At 71.3% G+C, this 19,764-nt stretch carries 15 protein-coding genes and 2 tRNA genes; 10 read left to right on the plus strand and 7 right to left on the minus strand.

Annotation, left to right across the window (positions count from 1 at the left end):
- Positions 1 to 42 precede the first annotated feature (42 nt).
- Positions 43 to 894, plus strand: a complete 852-nt coding sequence (locus DTL70_RS08425) for an ABC transporter ATP-binding protein (RefSeq protein ID WP_114021230.1) — start codon at positions 43 to 45, stop codon at positions 892 to 894.
- 44 nt (positions 895 to 938) lie between these two features.
- Positions 939 to 3,473, plus strand: coding sequence for an FtsX-like permease family protein (locus DTL70_RS08430; protein ID WP_114021290.1), 2,535 nt, complete (start codon positions 939 to 941; stop codon positions 3,471 to 3,473).
- 80 nt (positions 3,474 to 3,553) lie between these two features.
- Here DTL70_RS08430 and DTL70_RS08435 read toward each other — a convergent pair whose 3' ends face one another.
- On the minus strand, positions 3,554 to 4,792 hold the full coding sequence (locus DTL70_RS08435) for an acyltransferase family protein (RefSeq protein WP_114021231.1): 1,239 nt from the start codon (positions 4,790 to 4,792) through the stop codon (positions 3,554 to 3,556).
- 628 nt (positions 4,793 to 5,420) lie between these two features.
- Between DTL70_RS08435 and DTL70_RS08440 the strand changes: the two genes are divergently transcribed.
- Positions 5,421 to 5,615, plus strand: a complete 195-nt coding sequence (locus DTL70_RS08440; RefSeq protein WP_114021232.1) for a hypothetical protein — start codon at positions 5,421 to 5,423, stop codon at positions 5,613 to 5,615.
- Between the two features lie 213 nt (positions 5,616 to 5,828).
- Here the strand turns inward: DTL70_RS08440 and DTL70_RS08445 are convergent.
- A tRNA-Gly gene (locus tag DTL70_RS08445) sits at positions 5,829 to 5,899 on the minus strand.
- A gap of 56 nt (positions 5,900 to 5,955) precedes the next feature.
- Between DTL70_RS08445 and DTL70_RS08450 the strand changes: the two genes are divergently transcribed.
- The 5 genes from DTL70_RS08450 to clpX all read left to right on the plus strand — a co-directional run bounded on the left by DTL70_RS08450 (position 5,956) and on the right by clpX (position 10,613).
- Positions 5,956 to 6,032, plus strand: a tRNA-Pro gene (locus tag DTL70_RS08450).
- A 102-nt stretch (positions 6,033 to 6,134) separates the two neighbouring features.
- Positions 6,135 to 7,547: a trigger factor gene (gene tig / locus DTL70_RS08455; protein ID WP_114021233.1), complete on the plus strand. Its 1,413-nt coding sequence runs from the start codon at positions 6,135 to 6,137 to the stop codon at positions 7,545 to 7,547.
- 229 nt (positions 7,548 to 7,776) lie between these two features.
- A complete protein-coding gene (locus DTL70_RS08460; RefSeq protein ID WP_114018229.1) occupies positions 7,777 to 8,394 on the plus strand; it encodes an ATP-dependent Clp protease proteolytic subunit in 618 nt (205 codons plus the stop codon).
- A 100-nt stretch (positions 8,395 to 8,494) separates the two neighbouring features.
- Positions 8,495 to 9,154 carry an ATP-dependent Clp protease proteolytic subunit gene (locus tag DTL70_RS08465; RefSeq protein ID WP_114021234.1) on the plus strand — a complete coding sequence of 220 codons (660 nt, stop codon included), beginning with the start codon at positions 8,495 to 8,497 and terminating at the stop codon, positions 9,152 to 9,154.
- Between the two features lie 175 nt (positions 9,155 to 9,329).
- The gene (gene clpX / locus DTL70_RS08470) at positions 9,330 to 10,613 is read left to right on the plus strand and encodes an ATP-dependent Clp protease ATP-binding subunit ClpX (protein WP_114021235.1); all 1,284 of its coding nucleotides are present in this window, start codon (positions 9,330 to 9,332) and stop codon (positions 10,611 to 10,613) included.
- Positions 10,614 to 10,738: 125 nt separating this feature from the next.
- On the opposite strand, the gene DTL70_RS08475 is transcribed toward clpX, so the two are convergent.
- The 3 genes from DTL70_RS08475 to DTL70_RS08485 form a co-directional block, all read right to left on the minus strand.
- Positions 10,739 to 11,581: a hypothetical protein gene (locus DTL70_RS08475; protein WP_147266750.1), complete on the minus strand. Its 843-nt coding sequence runs from the start codon at positions 11,579 to 11,581 to the stop codon at positions 10,739 to 10,741.
- 60 nt (positions 11,582 to 11,641) lie between these two features.
- Entirely contained in the window at positions 11,642 to 12,673 is a 1,032-nt protein-coding gene (locus tag DTL70_RS08480) for a hypothetical protein (RefSeq protein ID WP_114021237.1), read from the minus strand.
- Positions 12,674 to 12,995: 322 nt separating this feature from the next.
- Positions 12,996 to 14,063, minus strand: coding sequence for a hypothetical protein (locus tag DTL70_RS08485; protein ID WP_114021238.1), 1,068 nt, complete (start codon positions 14,061 to 14,063; stop codon positions 12,996 to 12,998).
- Positions 14,064 to 14,195: 132 nt separating this feature from the next.
- Here DTL70_RS08485 and DTL70_RS08490 point away from each other — a divergent pair, with 132 nt between their 5' ends.
- A complete protein-coding gene (locus DTL70_RS08490; RefSeq protein WP_114021239.1) occupies positions 14,196 to 16,838 on the plus strand; it encodes a valine--tRNA ligase in 2,643 nt (880 codons plus the stop codon).
- 75 nt (positions 16,839 to 16,913) lie between these two features.
- Here the strand turns inward: DTL70_RS08490 and DTL70_RS08495 are convergent, their stop codons facing one another.
- The gene (locus DTL70_RS08495) at positions 16,914 to 17,678 is read right to left on the minus strand and encodes a glucose 1-dehydrogenase (RefSeq protein WP_114021240.1); all 765 of its coding nucleotides are present in this window, start codon (positions 17,676 to 17,678) and stop codon (positions 16,914 to 16,916) included.
- Positions 17,675 to 18,340 carry a TetR/AcrR family transcriptional regulator gene (locus tag DTL70_RS08500; RefSeq protein ID WP_114021241.1) on the minus strand — a complete coding sequence of 222 codons (666 nt, stop codon included), beginning with the start codon at positions 18,338 to 18,340 and terminating at the stop codon, positions 17,675 to 17,677. The genes DTL70_RS08495 and DTL70_RS08500 overlap by 4 nt, the downstream gene beginning before the upstream one ends.
- A 115-nt stretch (positions 18,341 to 18,455) precedes the next feature.
- On the opposite strand from DTL70_RS08500, the gene DTL70_RS08505 reads away from it, so the two are divergent.
- The gene (locus DTL70_RS08505) at positions 18,456 to 19,736 is read left to right on the plus strand and encodes an extracellular solute-binding protein (RefSeq protein WP_245979135.1); all 1,281 of its coding nucleotides are present in this window, start codon (positions 18,456 to 18,458) and stop codon (positions 19,734 to 19,736) included.
- The last annotated feature ends 28 nt before the right edge of the window (positions 19,737 to 19,764 follow it).

Here is a 19,764-nt window from a genome sequence, read left to right on the forward strand (position 1 = left end):
CGAGGTGACCAACTCGCGGGATCACCAGGGACGGAGAGCGGCATGCGCGAGCACCCGAAGGGGGCACCCATCGCACCGGGAGGGGCGAGGGGCGCCGTGGAACTGCGCGGGGTCACCCGGCGCTACGGGCGTGGGGTGCGGGCCCTCGACGGCATCTCCCTGACGCTCCCGTACGGCAGCTTCACGGCCGTCATGGGCCCCTCGGGATCGGGAAAGTCCACCCTGCTGCAGTGCGCCGCCGGACTCGACCGGCCCACCTCGGGCACCGTCCGCCTCGGCGGCACCGACCTGGCCTCGCTCGGTGAGAACAAGCTCACCGCGCTGCGCCGCACCCGGCTCGGCTTCGTCTTCCAGGCGTTCAACCTGCTGCCGTCCCTGACCGTCGAACAGAACGTGCTGCTGCCGCTGCGGCTGGCCGGGCACCGCCCCGACCGACGGCGGTCGGCGCGCGTGCTGGCCCAGGTCGGCCTCGGCGCGTACGCGCGCCGCCGTCCCGACCAGCTCTCCGGAGGGCAGCAGCAGAGAGTGGCGCTCGCCCGTGCGCTGGTCACCTCACCCGACGTGATCTTCGCCGACGAGCCGACCGGCGCCCTGGACACCGGTACGGCGGGCGAGATCCTCGCCCTGCTGCGCGCCGCGGTGGACGCCCCGCCCGAACCGGTGGGCCCGGCGGGCACCGGCGCGACGCTCGTCATGGTCACCCACGATCCGGCCGCCGCGGCCCACGCCGACCGCGTCCTCTTCCTGGCGGACGGCACCCTGGTGGACAGCCTGGTCTGTCACGCGGGCACGGACACCGCCCGCACGGCCGGCCTGATCGCGGCACGCATGAGCGCCCTCACCGCCCGCCAGGACCCGTGCGGGCCGCAGCCGCGCCCCGAGGCCGTCGCGTGAGCCCGCCCGGTGCCCGGCGCCCGCGGGCGCCCTGGCCGGTCAGGATGCTGCCCAACGGGCTGGCGCGGTCCGCGGTCCGGGCCCATCCGGTCGCCTTCGCGGGCACGTTCGTCGCGCTCACCATGACCGCGATGATCGTCTCGGCCTGCGCCTTCCTGGCGGACACGGGAGCGCGCGCCCGCGCGGTACCGCACCGCTACGCCGACGCGCCCGTCGTGGTGACCGCCGACCAGCGCGCGCACCTGTTCACCGGTAGCGGCGAGGCCCGTGCGGACGTCGGCGAGACCGTCCCCGAACGCGCCAGGATCGCCGTGGAGAAGGCCACCGCCACGGCGCGCGCCGTCCCGGGCGTGGCACGCGTCGTCCCCGATGTGACCGCCACCGTCGGCGCCCACCACCCCGCGGCAACCCTCACCGGCCACGGCTGGGGCTCCGCCGCCTTCACGGGAACCGGACTCACCGCAGGCGGGCCGCCCCGCACCGACCGCGACGTGGTACTCGACGCGGACACCGCGGCGGCCCGCGACCTGGCCCCCGGCGACACCCTCCGGCTCACCACCGCGGACGGAGACCGCACCTTCCGCGTCACCGGCGTCGCACGAAAGGGACCGCAGGACGAGGGGACGGCGGCCTGGTTCTCCGACGCCGGGGCACGGGCGCTCGCCGGCCACCCCTCTCGCGCCGACGCCCTCGCCGTCCTGACCGCGCCGGGAGCCAACACCGAGGCGGTGGCCTCCCGGCTGCGCCGCGCCCTCGGCGAAGGACCCCTCGTCCGCACCGGCCAGGCCAAAGGCGCCGCGGAGGGCGCGGACGTGGCGTACGGCAAGGAGGCGCTGGAGGCCCTCGGCGTCTCCTTCGGTGTCCTCGCCACGCTGACCGCCGTCTTCACCGCCTCGGGCACCGTCGCGCTCTCCCTCACGCAGCGCCGCCGCGAGTTCGCCCTGTTGCGCGCCGTCGGCGCCACCCCACGCCAGATACGCCGCACGGTCGCCACCGAGACGCTGTTCGTCGCGCCGCTCGCCGGGGCACTGGGCTGTCTGCCCGGAGCGGCGCTGGCCCGCTGGTGGTTCGGCGCGCTGCGCGAGCGCGACGCCGTACCGAAGAGCGTCCACCTTCACTTCGGGACGACCTCGGTGGCCGTCGCCGTCGGCGTCACCGTCGGCACCGCGCTGCTGGCCGGCCACCTCGCCGCACGCCGCCCAGCGAGGACGCGGCCGAAGGAGGCGCTCGGTGACGCGGCCCGCGAACGGTTCCGGCCCGGCGTCGTGCGCACCCTCCTGGGGCTCGGCGCGCTGGCGGGCGGCCTGGCCATGGTGCGGGTGGCGGGCCAGGAGGGCGGTGAGGACGCGGCGAACCTGGCGCTGGGCGTGGTGCTGCTGCTGATGACGGCGGTCGCCCTGCTCGGCCAGTACGTCGCCAAGGCCTGCTCCTGGCTGCTCGGGCTGCCGCTGCGCGCCGGCTCCGCCGCCTCCGCGCTGGCCGCCGCGGGCACCTGGGCCAACGCCCGCAGGCTGGCATCGGTGCTCACGCCCGTCGTCCTGGCCATGTCCTTTGGCTGCACGCTGCTCTTCCTCCAGACCAGCGAGGACCGGCAGAGCGACCTCCAGCAGCGGGCGGGGCTGCGTGCCGATCACATCGTCACCGGCTCAGGTGGTGACGAGAGCGCAGGGCTGCCGCGCACCGCGGCGGAGCGCGCGGCCCGCACGCCCGGCGTGACCGCCGCGGTGGGCGTACTGCGCACGACGGTGCTGGTGGAGATCCGCTCCGGCGGCACCTTCCTGCAGGCGGCGGACGCGCAGGGCGTCAGCGAGCACCGGGGCCGGCTGTCCGCGGTGGAGGACCTCGGCGTGAGCCACGGCTCGCTCGACGACCTGCGGGACGGCACCGTCGCCATCGACCGCCTCGTCGCCCGCGGCGCCCGCGTGGGCCTCGGTGACCGGATCGGCCTGCGGCTGCCGGACGGCACCGAGGTGCGGCCCGAGGTGGTCGCCGTCCACACCCGGGGCACCGGACTCTCCCCGATCGTGCTGGACCGCGCGACGCTGGAGGGCCATCTGGCCTCGCCCTACGACGCGGAAGTACTGGTCCGCCAGGAGCCGGGAGCCGACACCGCGCGGGTCACCAAGGCCCTCAGCGCCCTGGGCGAGGTCCTCGACACCTCGGCCTGGACCAGGGCGGCGGACCGCGACCGCGCCGTCAACAGGTGGGGCAACCTCACCATGGCCCTCGTCCTGAGCTGCTTCGCCGCCGTCGCCGCGGCGAACACCCTGGTGATGACCGTCGCCGACCGGCGCCGCGAGATGGCCGCGCTGCGGCTGCTGGGCGCGACCAGGGGCCAGGTGCTGCGGATGGTGCACTGGGAGGCGGCGCTGATCACCGTCTCGGCCCTCGCCCTGGGCACCGGGATCGCCCTGCTCACCCTCGGCCCGATGACCGAAGGGCTCTTCCAGGCGCCGCCGCACGTTCCCCCCGCCCTGTACGCGGCGATCGCGGCCACCGTGACGGTGCTCACCTTCGCCGCCACGACGGTGCCCGCGCGTGCGGTGCTGCCCGTGCCTGCCCCGGCCGGCCGGCACTGACGGGCCCGGGCCCCGCGCACACGAGTCGGCCCCCTGCTCCCGTGCAAGGGAGAGGGGGCCGAGCCGTGTGCGGGAGCGGGCTACCGCTTCCGGTGCGAGACCGGATGCCGTGCGGCCTCGCCCGACGCGGGAGCGGAACCCGTGGTGGGGGAGGACTCCCTCTTCCGGGCCATGGCGCCCGGATCGCGCTTGAAGAACCAGTCCATCTTCGGCTCGATGGCGAACTTGAACAGCCTCGTCACCCACGGCGTGCACAGCACCGTCATCATCACGGCGGCCAGCACGGTGATGGCGACCCGGCTCAGCGGGTGGTCGACCCAGTCCATCTCGTACCAGTCGAACTGGCGCGAGCCCTGGATGAAGAAGATGTGCAGCAGGTACGCGTAGAGCGTGCCCGCGCCCAGCACGGTGAACCACATGTGCCGCCTCGGCACCCAGGACAGGAAGCAGGCCGTCATCACCAGGCCGCAGCCGAACAGCGCGAGATACATCACAGCGCCCGCCCAGGAGGGCACGCCCATGTCCGCGGCCGCCTTGTCGTGCAGGAACCAGGCCTTGGACATCCTGGGCACCGCCCAGTAGGCGAAGACCATGGCGCACAGCGTGACCGGCACGGCGATGTACCGCGCCTCCTTGCGCTTGACCAACTGGAAATGGCGGGGCTGCAACTGCAGGCCGAGCACGAAGAAGGGCAGGAACTGCCCGATGCGCATCAGGTTCAGGTCGCCGCCGATCGACGGAGTCACGCTGGCCGCGGCGCCGATCACCAGCGCGACCGGCATCGGCCAGCGCAGGCTCTTCCACAGCGGGGTCGTCAGCCGCCAGATGAACAGTGCGCACAGGAACCACAGTGCGAATCCGGGCTCCTGGAAGTGGAACTCCCGGTCCGGGTCGTCGTTGGCCCAGCGCATGAAGAAGGTGTAGGCGAACTGAATCGCCAGGTAGGGCACCACGACCCCGGTGACCAGCCGCTGCACCTGCTTCGGCTTGCCCTCGAAACTCCTGGACAGATAGCCGGAGATGATGATGAAAGCGGGCATGTGGAACGTGTAGAGGACGAAGTACAGCGCTTCCGCCGTACGGCTGTCCTCGCGCAACGGGTCCCAGGCGTGGCCGATCCCGACGAGAACGATCGTCAGGTACTTGGCGTTGTCGAAGAACGGGTCCCGCTGCTTGGCTGCTGGTTTCTTCTGCGCCTTGGGGGACTGCGGCTTCGCAGGCTCCTCCGGCGACGCCGGCGGCGTCTCGGAGGGTGACTCCTGGCGGACGGGGGGGAGCGGCGCCCGCTCATAACCAGCGTGCAACATCTGCCGCACCATAGCGCGCGAACCTGTGGACCGTAAATTCTCGTCGCGCCTCTTCTTCCCGCCTCCCCGCGTCCTATTCCCCTGCACCGGAACGAAGCTGACGGATCCTGGCGTGAATGTTCGGTTTGGCACCCGCTGCCCCGCTCGAGCCCGGTCCCACGGGGCGCCGGCGCCCCGCACTCGTGCCCCCGGCGGCGCCACGCGAGGCTCAGTCGGCGCCCTGTGGGGCCCTGTGAGCGAGCCCACAATTCACAGCCCTGCACCAGCAATTCACAGGCCCGCGACAAACGGCACTCGGTGCCGACCGCAATGCACCACGTGCACATATGCGACGCCGCGCATTGATCAGGCCGAAAGTCGAAACCGTTGGCTGAATTACGGACCCCGCTGCCCCTCCCCGGGCGCGCCCCCGTCAACCCCCTCGGGCACGTCAACCCCGTCAACCCCGTCAACATCGTGAAGCGCGTACCCGGTGTCAACGGTGAGGATTTACCCGATGATGGGGGCGACGGACGGTCACCCGGTCCCTGCGCCACCGGAGTTGGTGGCACGATGGGTGGGCGCCGTGTGCGCGGGGGTGTGACCACGGTGGCAGGCCCCCAGGCCGGGTGAGGTTCCGACCATGAGGGTGTGAGCAGTTGTGGCCATCTCGCTGTCCGTAGTCGTGCTGTTGGCGGTCATCCTGGTGGTAATGATCAGGAGCAAGTCCATCAAGCCGGGGCCGGCCATCGTCGCCATGCTCTTCGGCTTCTTCCTTGCCTCCACGGGCATGGCGCCGTCGATCAACAGGTTCCTGAACTCGATCGCCGACACGATCAACCAGATCAGTTTCTAGCCGTACCGACGCCCCGCCGAATCCCGGCCGCCCCTGGAACGACACGGGCGGCCGCGGGCTGTCCGCGCGCGGACACAGGGCGTACGCGGCGGCGCGCCGCCGGGCGTGCCCGCGGGGCCGGCAGGCGTACCCGCGGGGCCGCCCAGCAGCGCTGAGCAGGCTCTTTCCGTGCCGAAGGCCCGGCCCCCACCAGGGGGCCGGGCCTTCGTTGCGAGCGGGCGACGGGAATCGAACCCGCGTAGCTGGTTTGGAAGACCAGGGCTCTACCATTGAGCTACGCCCGCAGAGGCCGGATCGGCACAGCCGCATCCTACGACATGTACTCTACGTGTCGCATCGACGGGGTGTGGCGCAGCTTGGTAGCGCGTCCGCTTTGGGAGCGGAAGGTCGTCGGTTCGAATCCGGCCACCCCGACCACGTACTATGAAAGACGCGCGTGCCTGTGTCGTGTCTGCATGCATACGGGGCGCAGCTCAAGAATCAGCAAGACCCCCAATGCCAGCCCCAAGGAGACCGACCGTGAAGAGCGCCGTGGAGACCCTGAACCCGACCCGGGTTCGGCTCACTGTCGAGGTGCCCTTCGAGGAGCTCAAGGACAGCCTCGACGCGGCGTACAAGAAGATCAACCAGCAGGTCAGCGTTCCCGGCTTCCGCAAGGGCAAGATCCCCGCGCGCCTGATCGACCAGCGCTTCGGCCGCGGTGCCGTCCTCGAAGAGGCCGTCAACGACGCGCTCCCGAAGCTCTACCAGTCCGCCGTCGACGAGGGCGAGCTCAACGTGCTCGGCCAGCCCGAGGTGGACATCACCGAGCTGAAGGACAACGAGCTGCTGGCCTTCACCGCCGAGGTGGACGTGCGTCCGGAGATCGAGATTCCGGACTACAGCGGCATCGAGGCCGAGGTGGACGCCGTCGAGGTCTCCGACGAGGACGTGGACAAGGCCGTCGAGCAGCTGCGCGAGCGGTTCGCCTCCACCTCCGTCGTCGAGCGCGCCGCCGGCGACGGTGACGTGGTCAAGATCGACCTCGAGGCGAAGATCGACGGCGAGGTCCTGGAGGACGGCGTCGCCCAGGGCGTGGACTACACGATCGGCTCCGGTGAGCTGCTGGACGGCATCGACGAGGCCGTCACGGGGCTGGAGGCCGGCGGTTCGGCCACCTTCGCCTCCGAGCTCAAGGGCGGCTCGGGCGCCGGCCGGGAGGCCGAGGTCTCCGTCACGGTCGAGTCCGTCTCCGCGCGGGAACTCCCCGAGCTGGACGACGAGTTCGCGCAGATGGCCAGCGAGTTCGACACGCTGGAGGAAGTGCGCGAGGACAGCCGCAAGCGGCTGGCCGACCAGAAGAAGTACGAGCAGGCCACCCAGGCCCAGGAGAAGGTGCTCGACGCCCTTCTGGAGCTGACCGAGGTGCCGGTCCCGGAGAAGCTGCTCGCCGACGAGATCGAGAGCCGCAAGCACAACCTGGTCAACCACCAGCTCGGCCAGCTCGGCCTCGACCTGGGCTCGTACCTGAAGATGCAGGACAAGTCCGAGGAGGAGTTCGACGCCGAGCTCAAGGAGCAGGCGGAGAAGGGCATCCGCACCCAGTTCGTCCTGGACGAGCTGGTCAGCAAGGAGAAGCTCAACGTCAGCCAGGAAGAGCTGACGGAGCACCTGATGCGCCGCGCCCAGTCCTCGGGCATGAGCCCGGACCAGTTCGCGCAGGCCGTCGTCGAGGGCGGCCAGGTGCCGGTGCTCGTCGGTGAGGTCGCCCGCGGCAAGGCCCTGGCGACCGTGGTCGAGGCCGTCACCGTCAAGGACACCAACGGCGAGGTCGTCGACCTGAGTGACGAGGACGGCGAGGACGGTGCGGCCGAGACCGAGGCCGCCGCCGAGACGGCCGAGGCCGCCGCCGAGGGCGACGAGAAGTCCGGCGCGGAGAAGGCCGAGGGCTGACCGCGCCCCCGAGCACGGACCCGCGGACGGGGGGCGCCAGGGCGCGAGAGCACGCCCCTGGCGCCCCCCGTTCGGCTGTCGGCCCGGCCGGTCGGGGAACCTGCGCTCACAGCGAAATGCGCTCTGACCGGGATGGCTGCCGCCGGGTGGCGCGTTAGGGTCCCCAGTAGACGAAGACCCCAGTGACGGCCAGCTTCGCGTGGCCGTCCGGACACGAGCAGGTGGACACGTGACGCTTCCGAAGCCTTCCGCCGCCGGTGAGCCCAACTACGGTGGCGGCCTCGGCGACCAGGTCTACAACCGGCTGCTCGACGAGCGCATCATTTTCCTCGGCCAGCCGGTGGACGACGACATCGCCAACAAGATCACCGCCCAGCTCCTTCTCCTCGCCGCCGACCCGGACAAGGACATCTTCCTGTACATCAACAGCCCGGGCGGTTCGGTCCAGGCGGGCATGGCGATCTACGACACCATGCAGTACATCAAGAACGATGTCGTCACCATCGCCATGGGACTCGCGGCGTCGATGGGCCAGTTCCTGCTGACCGCCGGCACGCCCGGCAAGCGGTTCGCGCTGCCCAACGCCGACATCCTCATCCACCAGCCCTCCGCGGGCCTGGCGGGCTCGGCCACCGACATCAAGATCCACGCCGAGCAGCTGCTGCGCACCAAGAAGCGGCTGGCGGAGCTGTCGGCGGCGCACAGCGGCCAGACCGTCGAGCAGTGGACCCGCGACGCGGACCGTGACCGCTGGTTCACCGCCGAGGAGGCCAAGCAGTACGGTCTCATCGACGAGGTCTACGGCAGCGCCGCGCAGCTTCCGGGCGGCGGCGGAACGGGCGCGTGAGACCCGCCACAGCGCCGCACGGCACGCCTTCGTGCGGCCCCGCGCCGCACGGCTCCCGCCCCGACCGCAGCCACCCGTTCATCTCCAGGAGAACCTCCCGATGACCTCACTTCAGCCGGGCCCGCGGGCCGAGTTCACCGGCATCGCGCCCGAGTCCCGCTACATCGTCCCGCGCTTCGTCGAGCGCACCTCGCAGGGCGTGCGGGAGTACGACCCCTACGCGAAGCTCTTCGAGGAGCGCGTGATCTTCCTCGGGGTGCAGATCGACGACGCCTCGGCCAACGACGTCATGGCGCAGCTGCTGTGCCTGGAGTCGATGGACCCCGACCGCGACATCTCGATCTACATCAACTCCCCGGGCGGCAGCTTCACGGCGCTGACGGCGATCTACGACACGATGCAGTTCGTCAAGCCCGACGTCCAGACCGTCTGCATGGGCCAGGCGGCCTCCGCCGCCGCGGTGCTGCTCGCCGCCGGTACGCCCGGCAAGCGGATGGCGCTGCCGAACGCCCGCATCCTCATCCACCAGCCCTACAGCGAGACGGGCCGTGGCCAGGTCTCCGACCTGGAGATCGCGGCCAACGAGATCCAGCGGATGCGCGACCAGCTGGAGGACATGCTCACCAAGCACTCCACCAAGGAGCGCGAGGTCATCTCCTCCGACATCGAGCGCGACAAGATCCTCACCGCTGAGGAGACCCTGGAGTACGGGCTGATCGACCAGATCGTCACGACCCGCAAGTCCTCCGTGGGAGTCTGACGGAGCATGTTCAGGCGGCCCACATCCCCTGGGAACGACACGGCGCGGCGCGGGAAGTGTCGGCCGGGTCGTTCCAAGGGGGGCCCATTCCGGCGGCCGGGCAAGGTACCGTCGTTTCAGCACGTACCTCGGTCCGTATATCCCTGACGGATCCCAGGCGAAGGGGAAGCTCCTCGTGGCACGCATCGGTGATGGCGGCGATCTGCTCAAGTGCTCGTTCTGCGGCAAGAGCCAGAAGCAGGTGAAGAAGCTCATCGCGGGGCCAGGTGTGTACATCTGCGACGAGTGCATCGATCTCTGCAACGAGATCATCGAGGAGGAGCTCGCCGAGTCCTCCGAGGTGCGCTGGGACGAGTTGCCCAAGCCCCGGGAGATCTACGAGTTCCTCGAGGGCTACGTCGTCGGCCAGGAGGCCGCGAAGAAGGCGCTCTCGGTCGCGGTCTACAACCACTACAAGCGCGTCCAGGCGGGCGAGAACGGGAGCGGACGGGACGACGGCATCGAGCTGTCGAAGTCCAACATCCTGCTGCTCGGGCCCACGGGCTCCGGCAAGACACTGCTGGCGCAGACGCTGGCCAGGATGCTGAACGTGCCCTTCGCCATCGCCGACGCCACGGCGCTCACCGAGGCGGGCTACGTCGGTGAGGACGTCGAGAACATCCTGCTGAAGCTCATTCAGGCGGCGGACTACGACGTCAAGAAGGCCGAGACCGGGATCATCTACATCGATGAGATCGACAAGGTCGCCCGCAAGAGTGAGAACCCGTCGATCACCCGTGACGTCAGTGGCGAGGGCGTGCAGCAGGCGCTGCTGAAGATCCTGGAGGGCACCACCGCCTCCGTGCCGCCGCAGGGCGGCCGCAAGCACCCGCATCAGGAGTTCATCCAGATCGACACGACGAACGTGCTGTTCGTCGTGGGCGGCGCCTTCGCGGGGCTGGAGAAGATCATCGAGTCCCGCGCGGGTGCCAAGGGCATCGGTTTCGGCGCCGACATCCGCTCCAAGCGGGAGATCGAGGCCAGCAACCAGTTCGAGGAGGTCATGCCGGAGGACCTGGTGAAGTTCGGGATGATCCCCGAGTTCATCGGGCGGCTCCCGGTCATCACCTCGGTGCACAACCTCGACCGCGAGGCGCTCCTGCAGATCCTGATGGAGCCCCGCAACGCCCTGGTCAAGCAGTACCAGCGGCTGTTCGAACTCGACGGCGTCGAGCTGGACTTCGACCGGCCCGCGCTGGAGGCCATCGCCGACCAGGCCATCCTGCGCGGCACCGGGGCGCGCGGCCTGCGCGCCATCATGGAGGAGGTCCTCCAGTCGGTGATGTACGAGGTGCCCTCCCGCAAGGACGTGGAGCGTGTCGTGATCACCGAGGAGGTCGTGCACTCCAACGTCAACCCGACGCTGGTCCCGCGCGCCCGCGGCAACGGCGAGCAGCAGCGCCACGAGAAGAGCGCCTGAGCGCCCACGGCGCCGCCCCGCGCCCGCGAGCCCACTGGGCCGCCCCGCGCCCCGGACGGCAACGGTGAGGGCCCGCATCCCGAACGGGGTGCGGGCCCTCACCGGTCGGCCGTGTGGCGGGCGCCTTACCTGGGCACCGTCACCTTGTCCTTGACGCGGACCGTGAGGCCGGCGAACTTCTCCAAGTCGATGGAGCCCGGACTCGTGTTGGCGATGTCGACCTCCAGCACGACGGCCATCGTGGACTCGTCCGCCCACGCGCAGGCGGGCGCGTACACGCTGACGCCGCCCTGGGAGAGGCGCGTCAGCTGGCAGGAGACCTCCACGCCGCCGCGGGTGAACTCCTTGCGCTCGCCGACGGCCCGCCCGTTCTGGCTCTGGCCCATCCCGTCCAGCATGTCGTCGCGCATCTCGGACGACGAGGCGTCGATGTCCCCGTAGGCGCCGGAGATGGCGAGCCCGCCCGCTGTCGGGCTGCCCGAGGAACCGGCGGAGTACGTGGCGACCCTGGCGACGCCGTCGGCCGGCAGCTCGTCCTGGAGCTGCCGCTCCTGCTCGCTCACCTGGGCGTTGTCGTCCACCCGGCTGTAGGAGCCGCTCTCCAGCGTGGCGGGGAACCGGATCTTCTCGGTGCCGTGCGGCTTGCTCGCGGCCACGAGTGCGCCGATGCCGAACAGCGCCCCGCCGACCGCCACCAGGCTGCCGAGCACGATGGCGGTGATGGCGCCGCCGCCCAGGCCGCGGCGGGGCGGCGGCACGGGAGGCGGCGGCCAGGCGCCGTAAGGGCCCGGAGCGCCGGGCGGCCCGCCGTAGGGCCCCGGCGCTCCGTAGGGGCCACCGGCCGGGGGCGGCGCTCCGTAAGGGCCGGGGCCCTGCGGGGGCTGTCCGTAGGGGCCGGGGGCGCCGTAAGGGCCCGGAGGCTGCTGCCCGTGTCCGCCCGGTGGGTTCGGGACGGGTGGCTGGGTCATGCGGTGGGTTCCCTCCCCTGGGCGTGTACGGAATCGTCCGGCCGACTGCCGGCAGGCGGCTCAGGACTTGACGCGGGCCTTCGTGCGCAGGTCGGCGGCGAACTTGGCGACCTCGTCCTTGGAGACGCCGCCGGTGCCCTTCATGGCCGCGGCGACGTCGACACCGACGACGGTGCCCATCGTGCTGCGGTCCGCCCACACGCAGATCGGCATGGACAGGTTGCTGCTGCCCTCGGTGACCTTCGCGGTCCGGCACTTCATCAGCGCGCCGTCCAGCCCCGCGGGCTCGACCGACTCGGCTTCGCCGTCCCAGGCGACCTTCTCGGACTCGCCGACGTTGTCGCCGGTGTCCTGGGAGTTCTCGTTGGCCTTGGAGAAGGCGTTGTCGATGGTCTTCTCCGGGTCGTCGATGGTGCCGTAGACGCCGTTGAAGCTCATCGACTTGCTGCTGGTGCCGGTCCCGGTCGTGTAGCCGCCGGACACCTTCTTGGCATCCTCGACGCCGAGTTCGGCGGCCTTGGCCGAGTCCGTCGCGCCGACGGGGCCGCCGCCGCTGCCGCCCGCCGACGAGCCGGTCTTGTACTCGCCGACCTGGTCGGGGACGGTCAGCTTGTGCGGCCCGTCGTCGGCGACGTCGCTGTTGCCGCTGCCGCCCAGGACGCCGAAGGCGAACAGTCCGCCGATGACGGCGCCCACCACGACCAGCGCGCCGATGACGATGCCGATGGTCTTGCCCTTGCCACCGCCGCTCTGCGGCGGCATCGGCATCCCGGGCTGCCCCGGCTGCCCGTAGGGGCCCGGCTGGCCCGGCATACCCGGAGGCTGCCCCGGCATCCCCGGCTGGCCCGGCTGTCCGTACGGTGCGCCGCCCTGCGGCTGGCCCTGCTGCGGGAAGCCGTAACCGGGCTGCTGCGGCTGGCCCTGCTGGGGGTAGCCGTAACCGGGCTGCTGCGGCTGGCCCTGCTGGGGGTAGCCGTAACCGGGCTGCTGCGGCTGGCCCGGAGCGCCGCCGTAGGGGCCTGGCCCTCCGGGCGGCGGCTGCTGACCGTAAGGGCCCGGCTGGCCGTAGGGGCCTGGCTGGTTGTGGCTCATGGCGGCGCTTCCCCTCCGTTGATGTGCTTATCGCGCCAGCTCATCTTGACGGATGCACGACGAGAACGCCGCACCGGGCGCCGAATCGGTGCCGGGCGGGAACGCAATCGTGAAACTCGCGCAGTGCATTGCCCCGCTCTGCGCGCAATGCCCCGAGGTGTGCGGTGTGTGCGGGCAAGGGCGCGCGGTGTTGCGGCCCCGAGCGCGGTGTGTGACAGGCGGTGTGTGACACGACGGCGCCCGGCGGAGACCGCCGGGCGCCGTGCTCACCTCTCGTCCCCCGTATCGCGTTCGTCGCCCTCGTCGCCCGAGGCGTGCGGGCTCACTTGAGCGGTACGCGCACGTCCTTGCGGACCTTCGCCGTCGTCTCACCGGCCTCGGACACGGGGGTGTCCTTGCCGCTGAGCACGTCGGCCGAGGAGGCGGTCACCACGAAGCCGATGGTGCTGTGGTCGCCCCACATGCAGAACGGCATGGTGAATCCTTCGATGCCCGAGGTGTCGCCGGGAGGCGCGGTGAACTTCACCTTCTGGCACTTCATCACCGCGTCGTCGCCCAGACTCGGCGGGTTGACCTCCTGCGGCTTGCCGTCCAGCTCGGCCTTGCCGCCACCGCCGGTGCTCGGGTCCTTCTCCGCCTCCTTGGCCACCATCAGCAGCGCGGCGTTGACGACCGCCTCCGGGTTCTCGATCTCGCCGTAGACCCCGCCGAAGTTGAGGGTCTTGGCGTTCATCCCCTCGCCGCTCTCGTAGGTCGCCGAGACGCTCTTGGGGTCCTTGACGCCGAACTGCTCGAACTTCTCCCGGTCGGACTCGCTGAACCCGCTGGAGGAGTTGTTCTCCGAGCCCGGCTTCTTGTCGTACTCGGACACCACCGTCTCCGGCGTGATGAGCTTGTACTTCTTGCCGTCGTCGGCGACCGAGGAGCCGCCCCCTCCGCCGCTGCCGCCGCCCTTGTCGTCGTCCTTCCCGGTGAAGAGGACGACGCCGCCTATCACCGCGCCGACGACGACCAGGGCCGCGACGACGATGCCGATGGTCTTGCCTTTGCCCCCGCTGCTCGGCGGCGGCGTCGGCATCCCGGGCATCCCCGGCTGGCCGGGCTGCCCGTAGGGGCCGCCGGGCTGGCCCGGCATACCGGGCTGCTGCATGCCGGGCTGCTGCTGCGGATAGCCGTAAGGTGCTCCGCCCTGCTGGGGCGGAGGGCCGGGAGGCTGCTGCGGTGCGCCGGGCTGTTGCGGATAGCCGTAGCCGGGCTGCCCCGGGGCACCGCCGTACGGGTTCGGGCCGCCGGGCTGCTGGGGCTGCTGCCCGTAGGGCCCCGGCTGCTGGCCGTAGGGTCCGGGCTGGCCTGGCTGGCCGCCGTACGGGCCGGGCTGGTTGTCACTCATGGCGGCGCTTCCCCTCCGTGAACATGTAGTCGAATGCGCTGACGCTCATAGTGACGGATGCCGTCTCCGAGCGCTGCACCGGTCCTCAAACCGATTCGAGACCGGGACATCGGCGCCCGTACACTGGCGGTCGTGACCGACAACACTCAGCAGAGCCCGGACGCGCACGGGCCGCACAGCGCCATCCCCGCAGATCTGCCGACCCAGTACGCGCCGGCCGAGGTAGAGGGGAAGCTGTACGAGCGCTGGGTGGAGGCGGGCTGGTTCGAGGCGGACGCCAAAAGCGGGAAGCCGCCGTACACCATCGTCATCCCGCCCCCGAACGTCACAGGATCTCTCCATCTCGGGCACGCTTTCCAGCACACCCTCATGGACGCCCTGACCCGCCGCAAGCGGATGCAGGGCTACGAGGCGCTGTGGCTGCCGGGCATGGACCACGCGGGCATCGCCACCCAGAACAAGGTCGAGCAGCAGCTCGGCGAGGAGGGCAGGTCCCGCCAGGACCTGGGCCGCGAGGCGTTCGTCGACCGCGTCTGGCAGTGGAAGCAGGAGTACGGCGGCAGGATCCTCGGCCAGATGCGGCGCCTCGGTGACGGCGTCGACTGGTCCCGCGAGCGCTTCACCATGGACGAGGGCCTCTCGCGCGCCGTCCAGACCGTCTTCAAGAAGATGTACGACGACGGGCTGATCTACCGCGCCGAGCGGATCATCAACTGGTGCCCGCGCTGTCTGACGGCCATCTCCGACATCGAGGTGGAGTACCAGGACGACGACGGCGAGCTGGTCCAGCTCAAGTACGGCGACGGTGAGGAGTCGGTGGTCGTCGCCACCACCCGGGCCGAGACGATGCTGGGGGACACGGCCATCGCCGTCCACCCGGACGACGAGCGCTACCAGCACCTGATCGGCAAGCAGATCAAGCTGCCGCTGACCGACCGCACCATCCCCGTCGTCGCCGACTCGCATGTCGACCCCGAGTTCGGCACGGGGCAGGTCAAGGTCACCCCGGCCCACGACCCGAACGACTTCGAGATCGGCCGCCGCCACGACCTGCCGATGCTCACGGTCATGGACGAGCGCGGCGTGATCACCGCGCACGGCCCCTTCCAGGGTCTGGACCGCTTCGAGGCGCGTTCGGCGATCGTCGCCGCGCTGCGCGAGCAGGGCCGTGTCCTTCAGGAGAAGCGCCCCTACGTGCACAGCGTCGGCCACTGCTCGCGGTGCAAGACGACGATCGAGCCGCGGCTGTCGATGCAGTGGTGGGTCAAGGTCGCCCCGCTGGCGAAGAAGGCGGGCGACGCCGTCCGCGACGGCCGGACGACGATCCACCCGGCGGATATGGCGTCCCGCTACTTCGACTGGGTCGACAACATGCACGACTGGACGATCTCCCGCCAGCTGTGGTGGGGCCACCGCATCCCGGTCTGGTACGGCCCCGAGGGTGAGGTCGTCTGCGTCGGCCCGGACGAGCAGCCCCCGGCCGGCGAGGGCTGGCACCAGGATCCGGACGTCCTGGACACCTGGTTCTCCTCGGGCCTGTGGCCCTTCTCGACCCTGGGCTGGCCAAACGAGACGCCGGACCTGGCGAAGTTCTACGCCACCGACGTCCTGGTCACCGGCTACGACATCATCTTCTTCTGGGTCGCGCGGATGATGATGTTCGGCACGTACGTGATGGACGAGCCGCCGTTCCACACCATCGCGCTGACCGGCCTCGTGCGGGACGAGCACGGCAAGAAGATGTCCAAGTCCTTCGGCAACGTCGTCGATCCGCTGGACTGGATGGACGCCTACGGTTCCGACGCGCTGCGTTTCACCCTCGCCTCGGGCGCCAACCCCGGCACCGACGTGCCCATCGGCGAGGACTGGGTCAAGGCGTCCCGCAACTTCGCCAACAAGATCTGGAACGCCACCCGTTTCGCGCTGATGAACGGCGCCACGGTCGAGGGCGCGCTGCCGGACGCGAGCGAGATGGCGGCCACCGACCGCTGGATCCTCTCCCGGCTGAACACCGTCCTGGCGGAGGCCGACGGCTACTACGAGGACTACCAGTTCGCCAAGCTGGCCGACGCGCTGCGCCACTTCGCCTGGGACGAGGTCTTCGACTGGTACGTCGAGCTGTCCAAGACCACCTTCGCCCGCGGCGGGCGGGCCGCGGAGGTCTCCCGCCGCGTTCTGGGCGAGATCCTGGACGTCACGCTGCGGCTGCTGCACCCGATCGTCCCGTTCGTCACCGAGGAGCTGTGGACGACGCTGACCGGCGGCGAGTCCGGCGAGTCCATCGTCGTGGCCGCCTGGCCGCAGGACTCCGGCTTCCGCGACGCGGCCGCCGAGGCGGAGATCGCCACCGTGCAGCAGGCGGTGACCGAGGTCCGCCGCTTCCGCGCCGACCAGGGCCTCCAGCCCGGCCAGAAGGTCCCCGCCGACCTCGCGCTGGCCGGTACCCCGCTGGTGGCCCACGAGGAGGCCGTCCGGCAGCTGTTGCGGCTCCAGCCGGCGGGCGAGGGCTTCCAGGCCACGGCCTCGCTGCCGGTGGCGGGCGCCACCGTCAGTCTCGACCTGTCCGGCGCCATCGACGTGGAAGCCGAACGCAAGCGGCTGACGAAGGACTTGGCCGCGGCGGAGAAGGAGCTGGCGCAGACGGGGGCCAAGCTCACCAACGAGGCGTTCCTGGCGAAGGCGCCCGAGCACGTCGTGGACAGGATCCGGGGCCGCAAGGCCGCGGCCGAGGCGGACATCGCGCGTCTGACGCAGCAGTTGGACCGGCTCGCCTGACGCGGGCAGCGACGGCAACGCCCCCTTCTCCGTACGCGGAGGAGGGGGCGCGGTGTTCCCGTGAGGCCGGCGGACTTACTGCCCCATCACGTACTTGACGGTCGGTCCTGTGGTCCAGCCGCCGTCGACGGCGAGTTCGGCGCCGGTGATGTACGACGCCGCGTCCGAGAGCAGGAAGCACACCGCCGAGGCGATCTCACCCGGCTCGCCGACGCGGGCCATCGGGGTGTTGGGGTAGTTGCCCTCGCCCTGCTGGATGCCGACCTCGGCGGTCATCGGCGTGTAGGTCATGCCGGGGTGCACGGAGTTGAGCCGAATGCGGTCGGTGCCCAGCTCGACGGCGCCGATCTTGGTGAGGCCGCGGACGCCCCACTTGGAGGCGCCGTAGCCCGCGGTCAGGGCCAGGCCCATCAGCCCCGCCGCCGAGGAGATGTTGACGATGGAGCCGCCGCCTGCCGCCCGCATCGCGGGGACGGCGGTCTTGATGCCGATGAAGACGCCCGTCAGGTTGATGTCGAGCACCTTGCGGAAGAACTCCGTGGAGACGGACTCCAGCGGGGCGCCGGTGGAGATGCCCGCGTTGTTGACGAGGCCGTCGAGGGCGCCGAACTCGGAGACGGCGTGGTCGGCGACGCGCTGCCAGTCCTCCTCGGAGGTGACGTCGTGCGCGGCGAAGCGGGCGTGGTCGCCGAGCGCGGCGGCGGTGGCCTTGCCCTCGTCCTCCAGGACGTCGGTGAGGACGACCTTGGCGCCCGCGGCGACGGCCTGCCGGGCCGTCTCGGCGCCGATGCCGCGCGCGGCGCCGGTGATCAGAAGGGTTTTGCCGGTCAGGTCGGTCATGTCGTGCTCCAGGGGGATTCGCTCAGGGAGGTGATGCAGCGCGCGGCGAGCGCCGCGGGGCCCTCGGGCCCGTCGGCCGGTGCGTCACCGGCCGCCCAGGTCTCGACGGCCACGCGGACCGCCGTCGCCGCTGTGCCGGCCACCAGTCGCACGGGGAGTGCGGCGGCGCGCCGGGGGTCGCCGGCGCGCTCGGCGAGCGCGGCTGCCAGGTCGGTCTCGGACGCGTGGTAGGCGTCGTTCCACACCGAGCGCAGCGCGGGGTTCGCCGCGGCCAGCCGCAGGAGTGAGCGCACCCACTCCAGGGATTCGGCGTTGGCGGCGTCGTCGGTGGCGAGCGCTTCGCGGGTGCCGTGCACCAGGGCCTGGGCGACGGTCAGGTGCGCGGGGGCGGCCCGGGTGGCGTCCACCCACTGTCTGGCCCCGGCCGCGAAGAGCGGGGCGACGGCTTCTTCCTTGGTGGGGAAGTAGCGGTAGAAGGTCCGCGGTGCGACGCCCGCTTCCCGTGCGATGTCCTCGGCCCGGGTGTCCCGTACGCCGCGTTCGACGAAGAGCGCGGCGGCGGTGCGTGCGAGGTCCGTGCGGGTCTCGGCCTTGCGGCGCTCGGTGAGCGAGCTCGACGGATTCTCGGCGAGCGAGCTCGACGGGTTACTGGCGACCGGCATGTCAGCAGACTATGCCTGCATGGCACAATCTGCCACCGCGGCCGAAACCGGCCCGGGTGCGGCCCGGTGCGGGCACGGGCGCGAGCGGGGGAGACGAGCGACCGTACGACCATGGGTGGCAAGACCAGTGCATCGACGCCAGTTCCTCCTCGGCGCCTCCTCTCTCGCGACCGCCACGGGCCTCGGGCTCACCGGGTGCTCCGGTGGCGGCGGGGAGCAGACGCTCACCGTGCTCGCCTCCAGCTACGACGAAAGCGTCGGCTCGGGCATCACCGACCAGTGGAGCGACGTCATCAAGGCGTTCGAGAAGAAGCACCCGGACATCAAGGTCGATCTCCAGCTCGTCCCCTTCACCCGCATCGACAAGGAGCTCGCCAAGCGGGTCGAGGACGGCGACCCGCCCGACATCTCCCAGGGCAACGTCTTCGCCGGCTACGCGGAGGACGGCAGGCTCTTCCCCGCCAGCGACGTCTTCAAGATCCCGGTCCAGGCCGACTTCATCACCTCCTTCGCCCAGGCGGGCGAGGTGAACTTCGCGCAGCACGGGATCCCGTTCCTGGCCAGCACCCCGCGCCTCTTCTACAACACCGACCTCTTCGAGAAGGCCGGCATCAGCGGTCCGCCCCGCAGCTGGGAGGAGCTGCGCACCGCGGCCCAGGCGCTCAAGCGGGCGGGCGTGCCCACCCCGTACGGGCTCGCGCTGGGCCCGGAGGCCGCCGAGGACGAGGCGCTCGCCTGGATGCTGGCCGCGGACGGCGGGTACGCCAGCACCGCAGGCTACGACTTCGGCAAGGCCGAGAACGTCCACGCGCTGACCTGGCTGCGCGAGAGCATGGTCGCCGAAGGGCTGGCCGGCGCCCACCCGGACAAGCTGACCCGCACGAAGGCCTACGAGGGCTTCCTCAAGGGGCGGATAGGCATGCTCAACGCGCACCCGGTGCTGCTCGGCACCGCGCAGAAGGCCGAGTTTCCGTACGCGCACGCCGCCTTCCCCAAGGAGGACGGCGGCGCCGCACCGCCCGTCGGCCTCTCCGACTGGCTGATGGCGTTCAAGGCGGGCGGCCGCCGCGAGCAGTGCTCCGCGTTCCTCAACTTCCTCTACCAGGTCACCTCCGTGCGCCAGTACGGCAGCGGCCAGGGCACCCTGCCCGTCACCGTCTCCGGCTCGCGCGCCCTGCGCGCGGACCCCTCGGGCAAGCCGCTGCGCCGGTTCATCGACCAGATGCCGGACGCCGAGTTCCAGCCGGTGGGGCGTACCTCCTGGCCGACCGTGCGCACCCGCGTGCAGGGCTCCGTCGGCAAGGCCGTCGACCCGAAGGGGCCGTCCCCGCGGGCCGTTCTCGACGCCCTGCAGAGGGCGGCCGACGAGGCCGACCGCGCGGCCCGCCGCGACTGACGGGCGGGCGGCCCCGGTGTCACCCGGC

The organism is Streptomyces diacarni (assembly GCF_003323715.1).
Classification (GTDB): Bacteria; Actinomycetota; Actinomycetes; order Streptomycetales; family Streptomycetaceae; genus Streptomyces; species Streptomyces diacarni.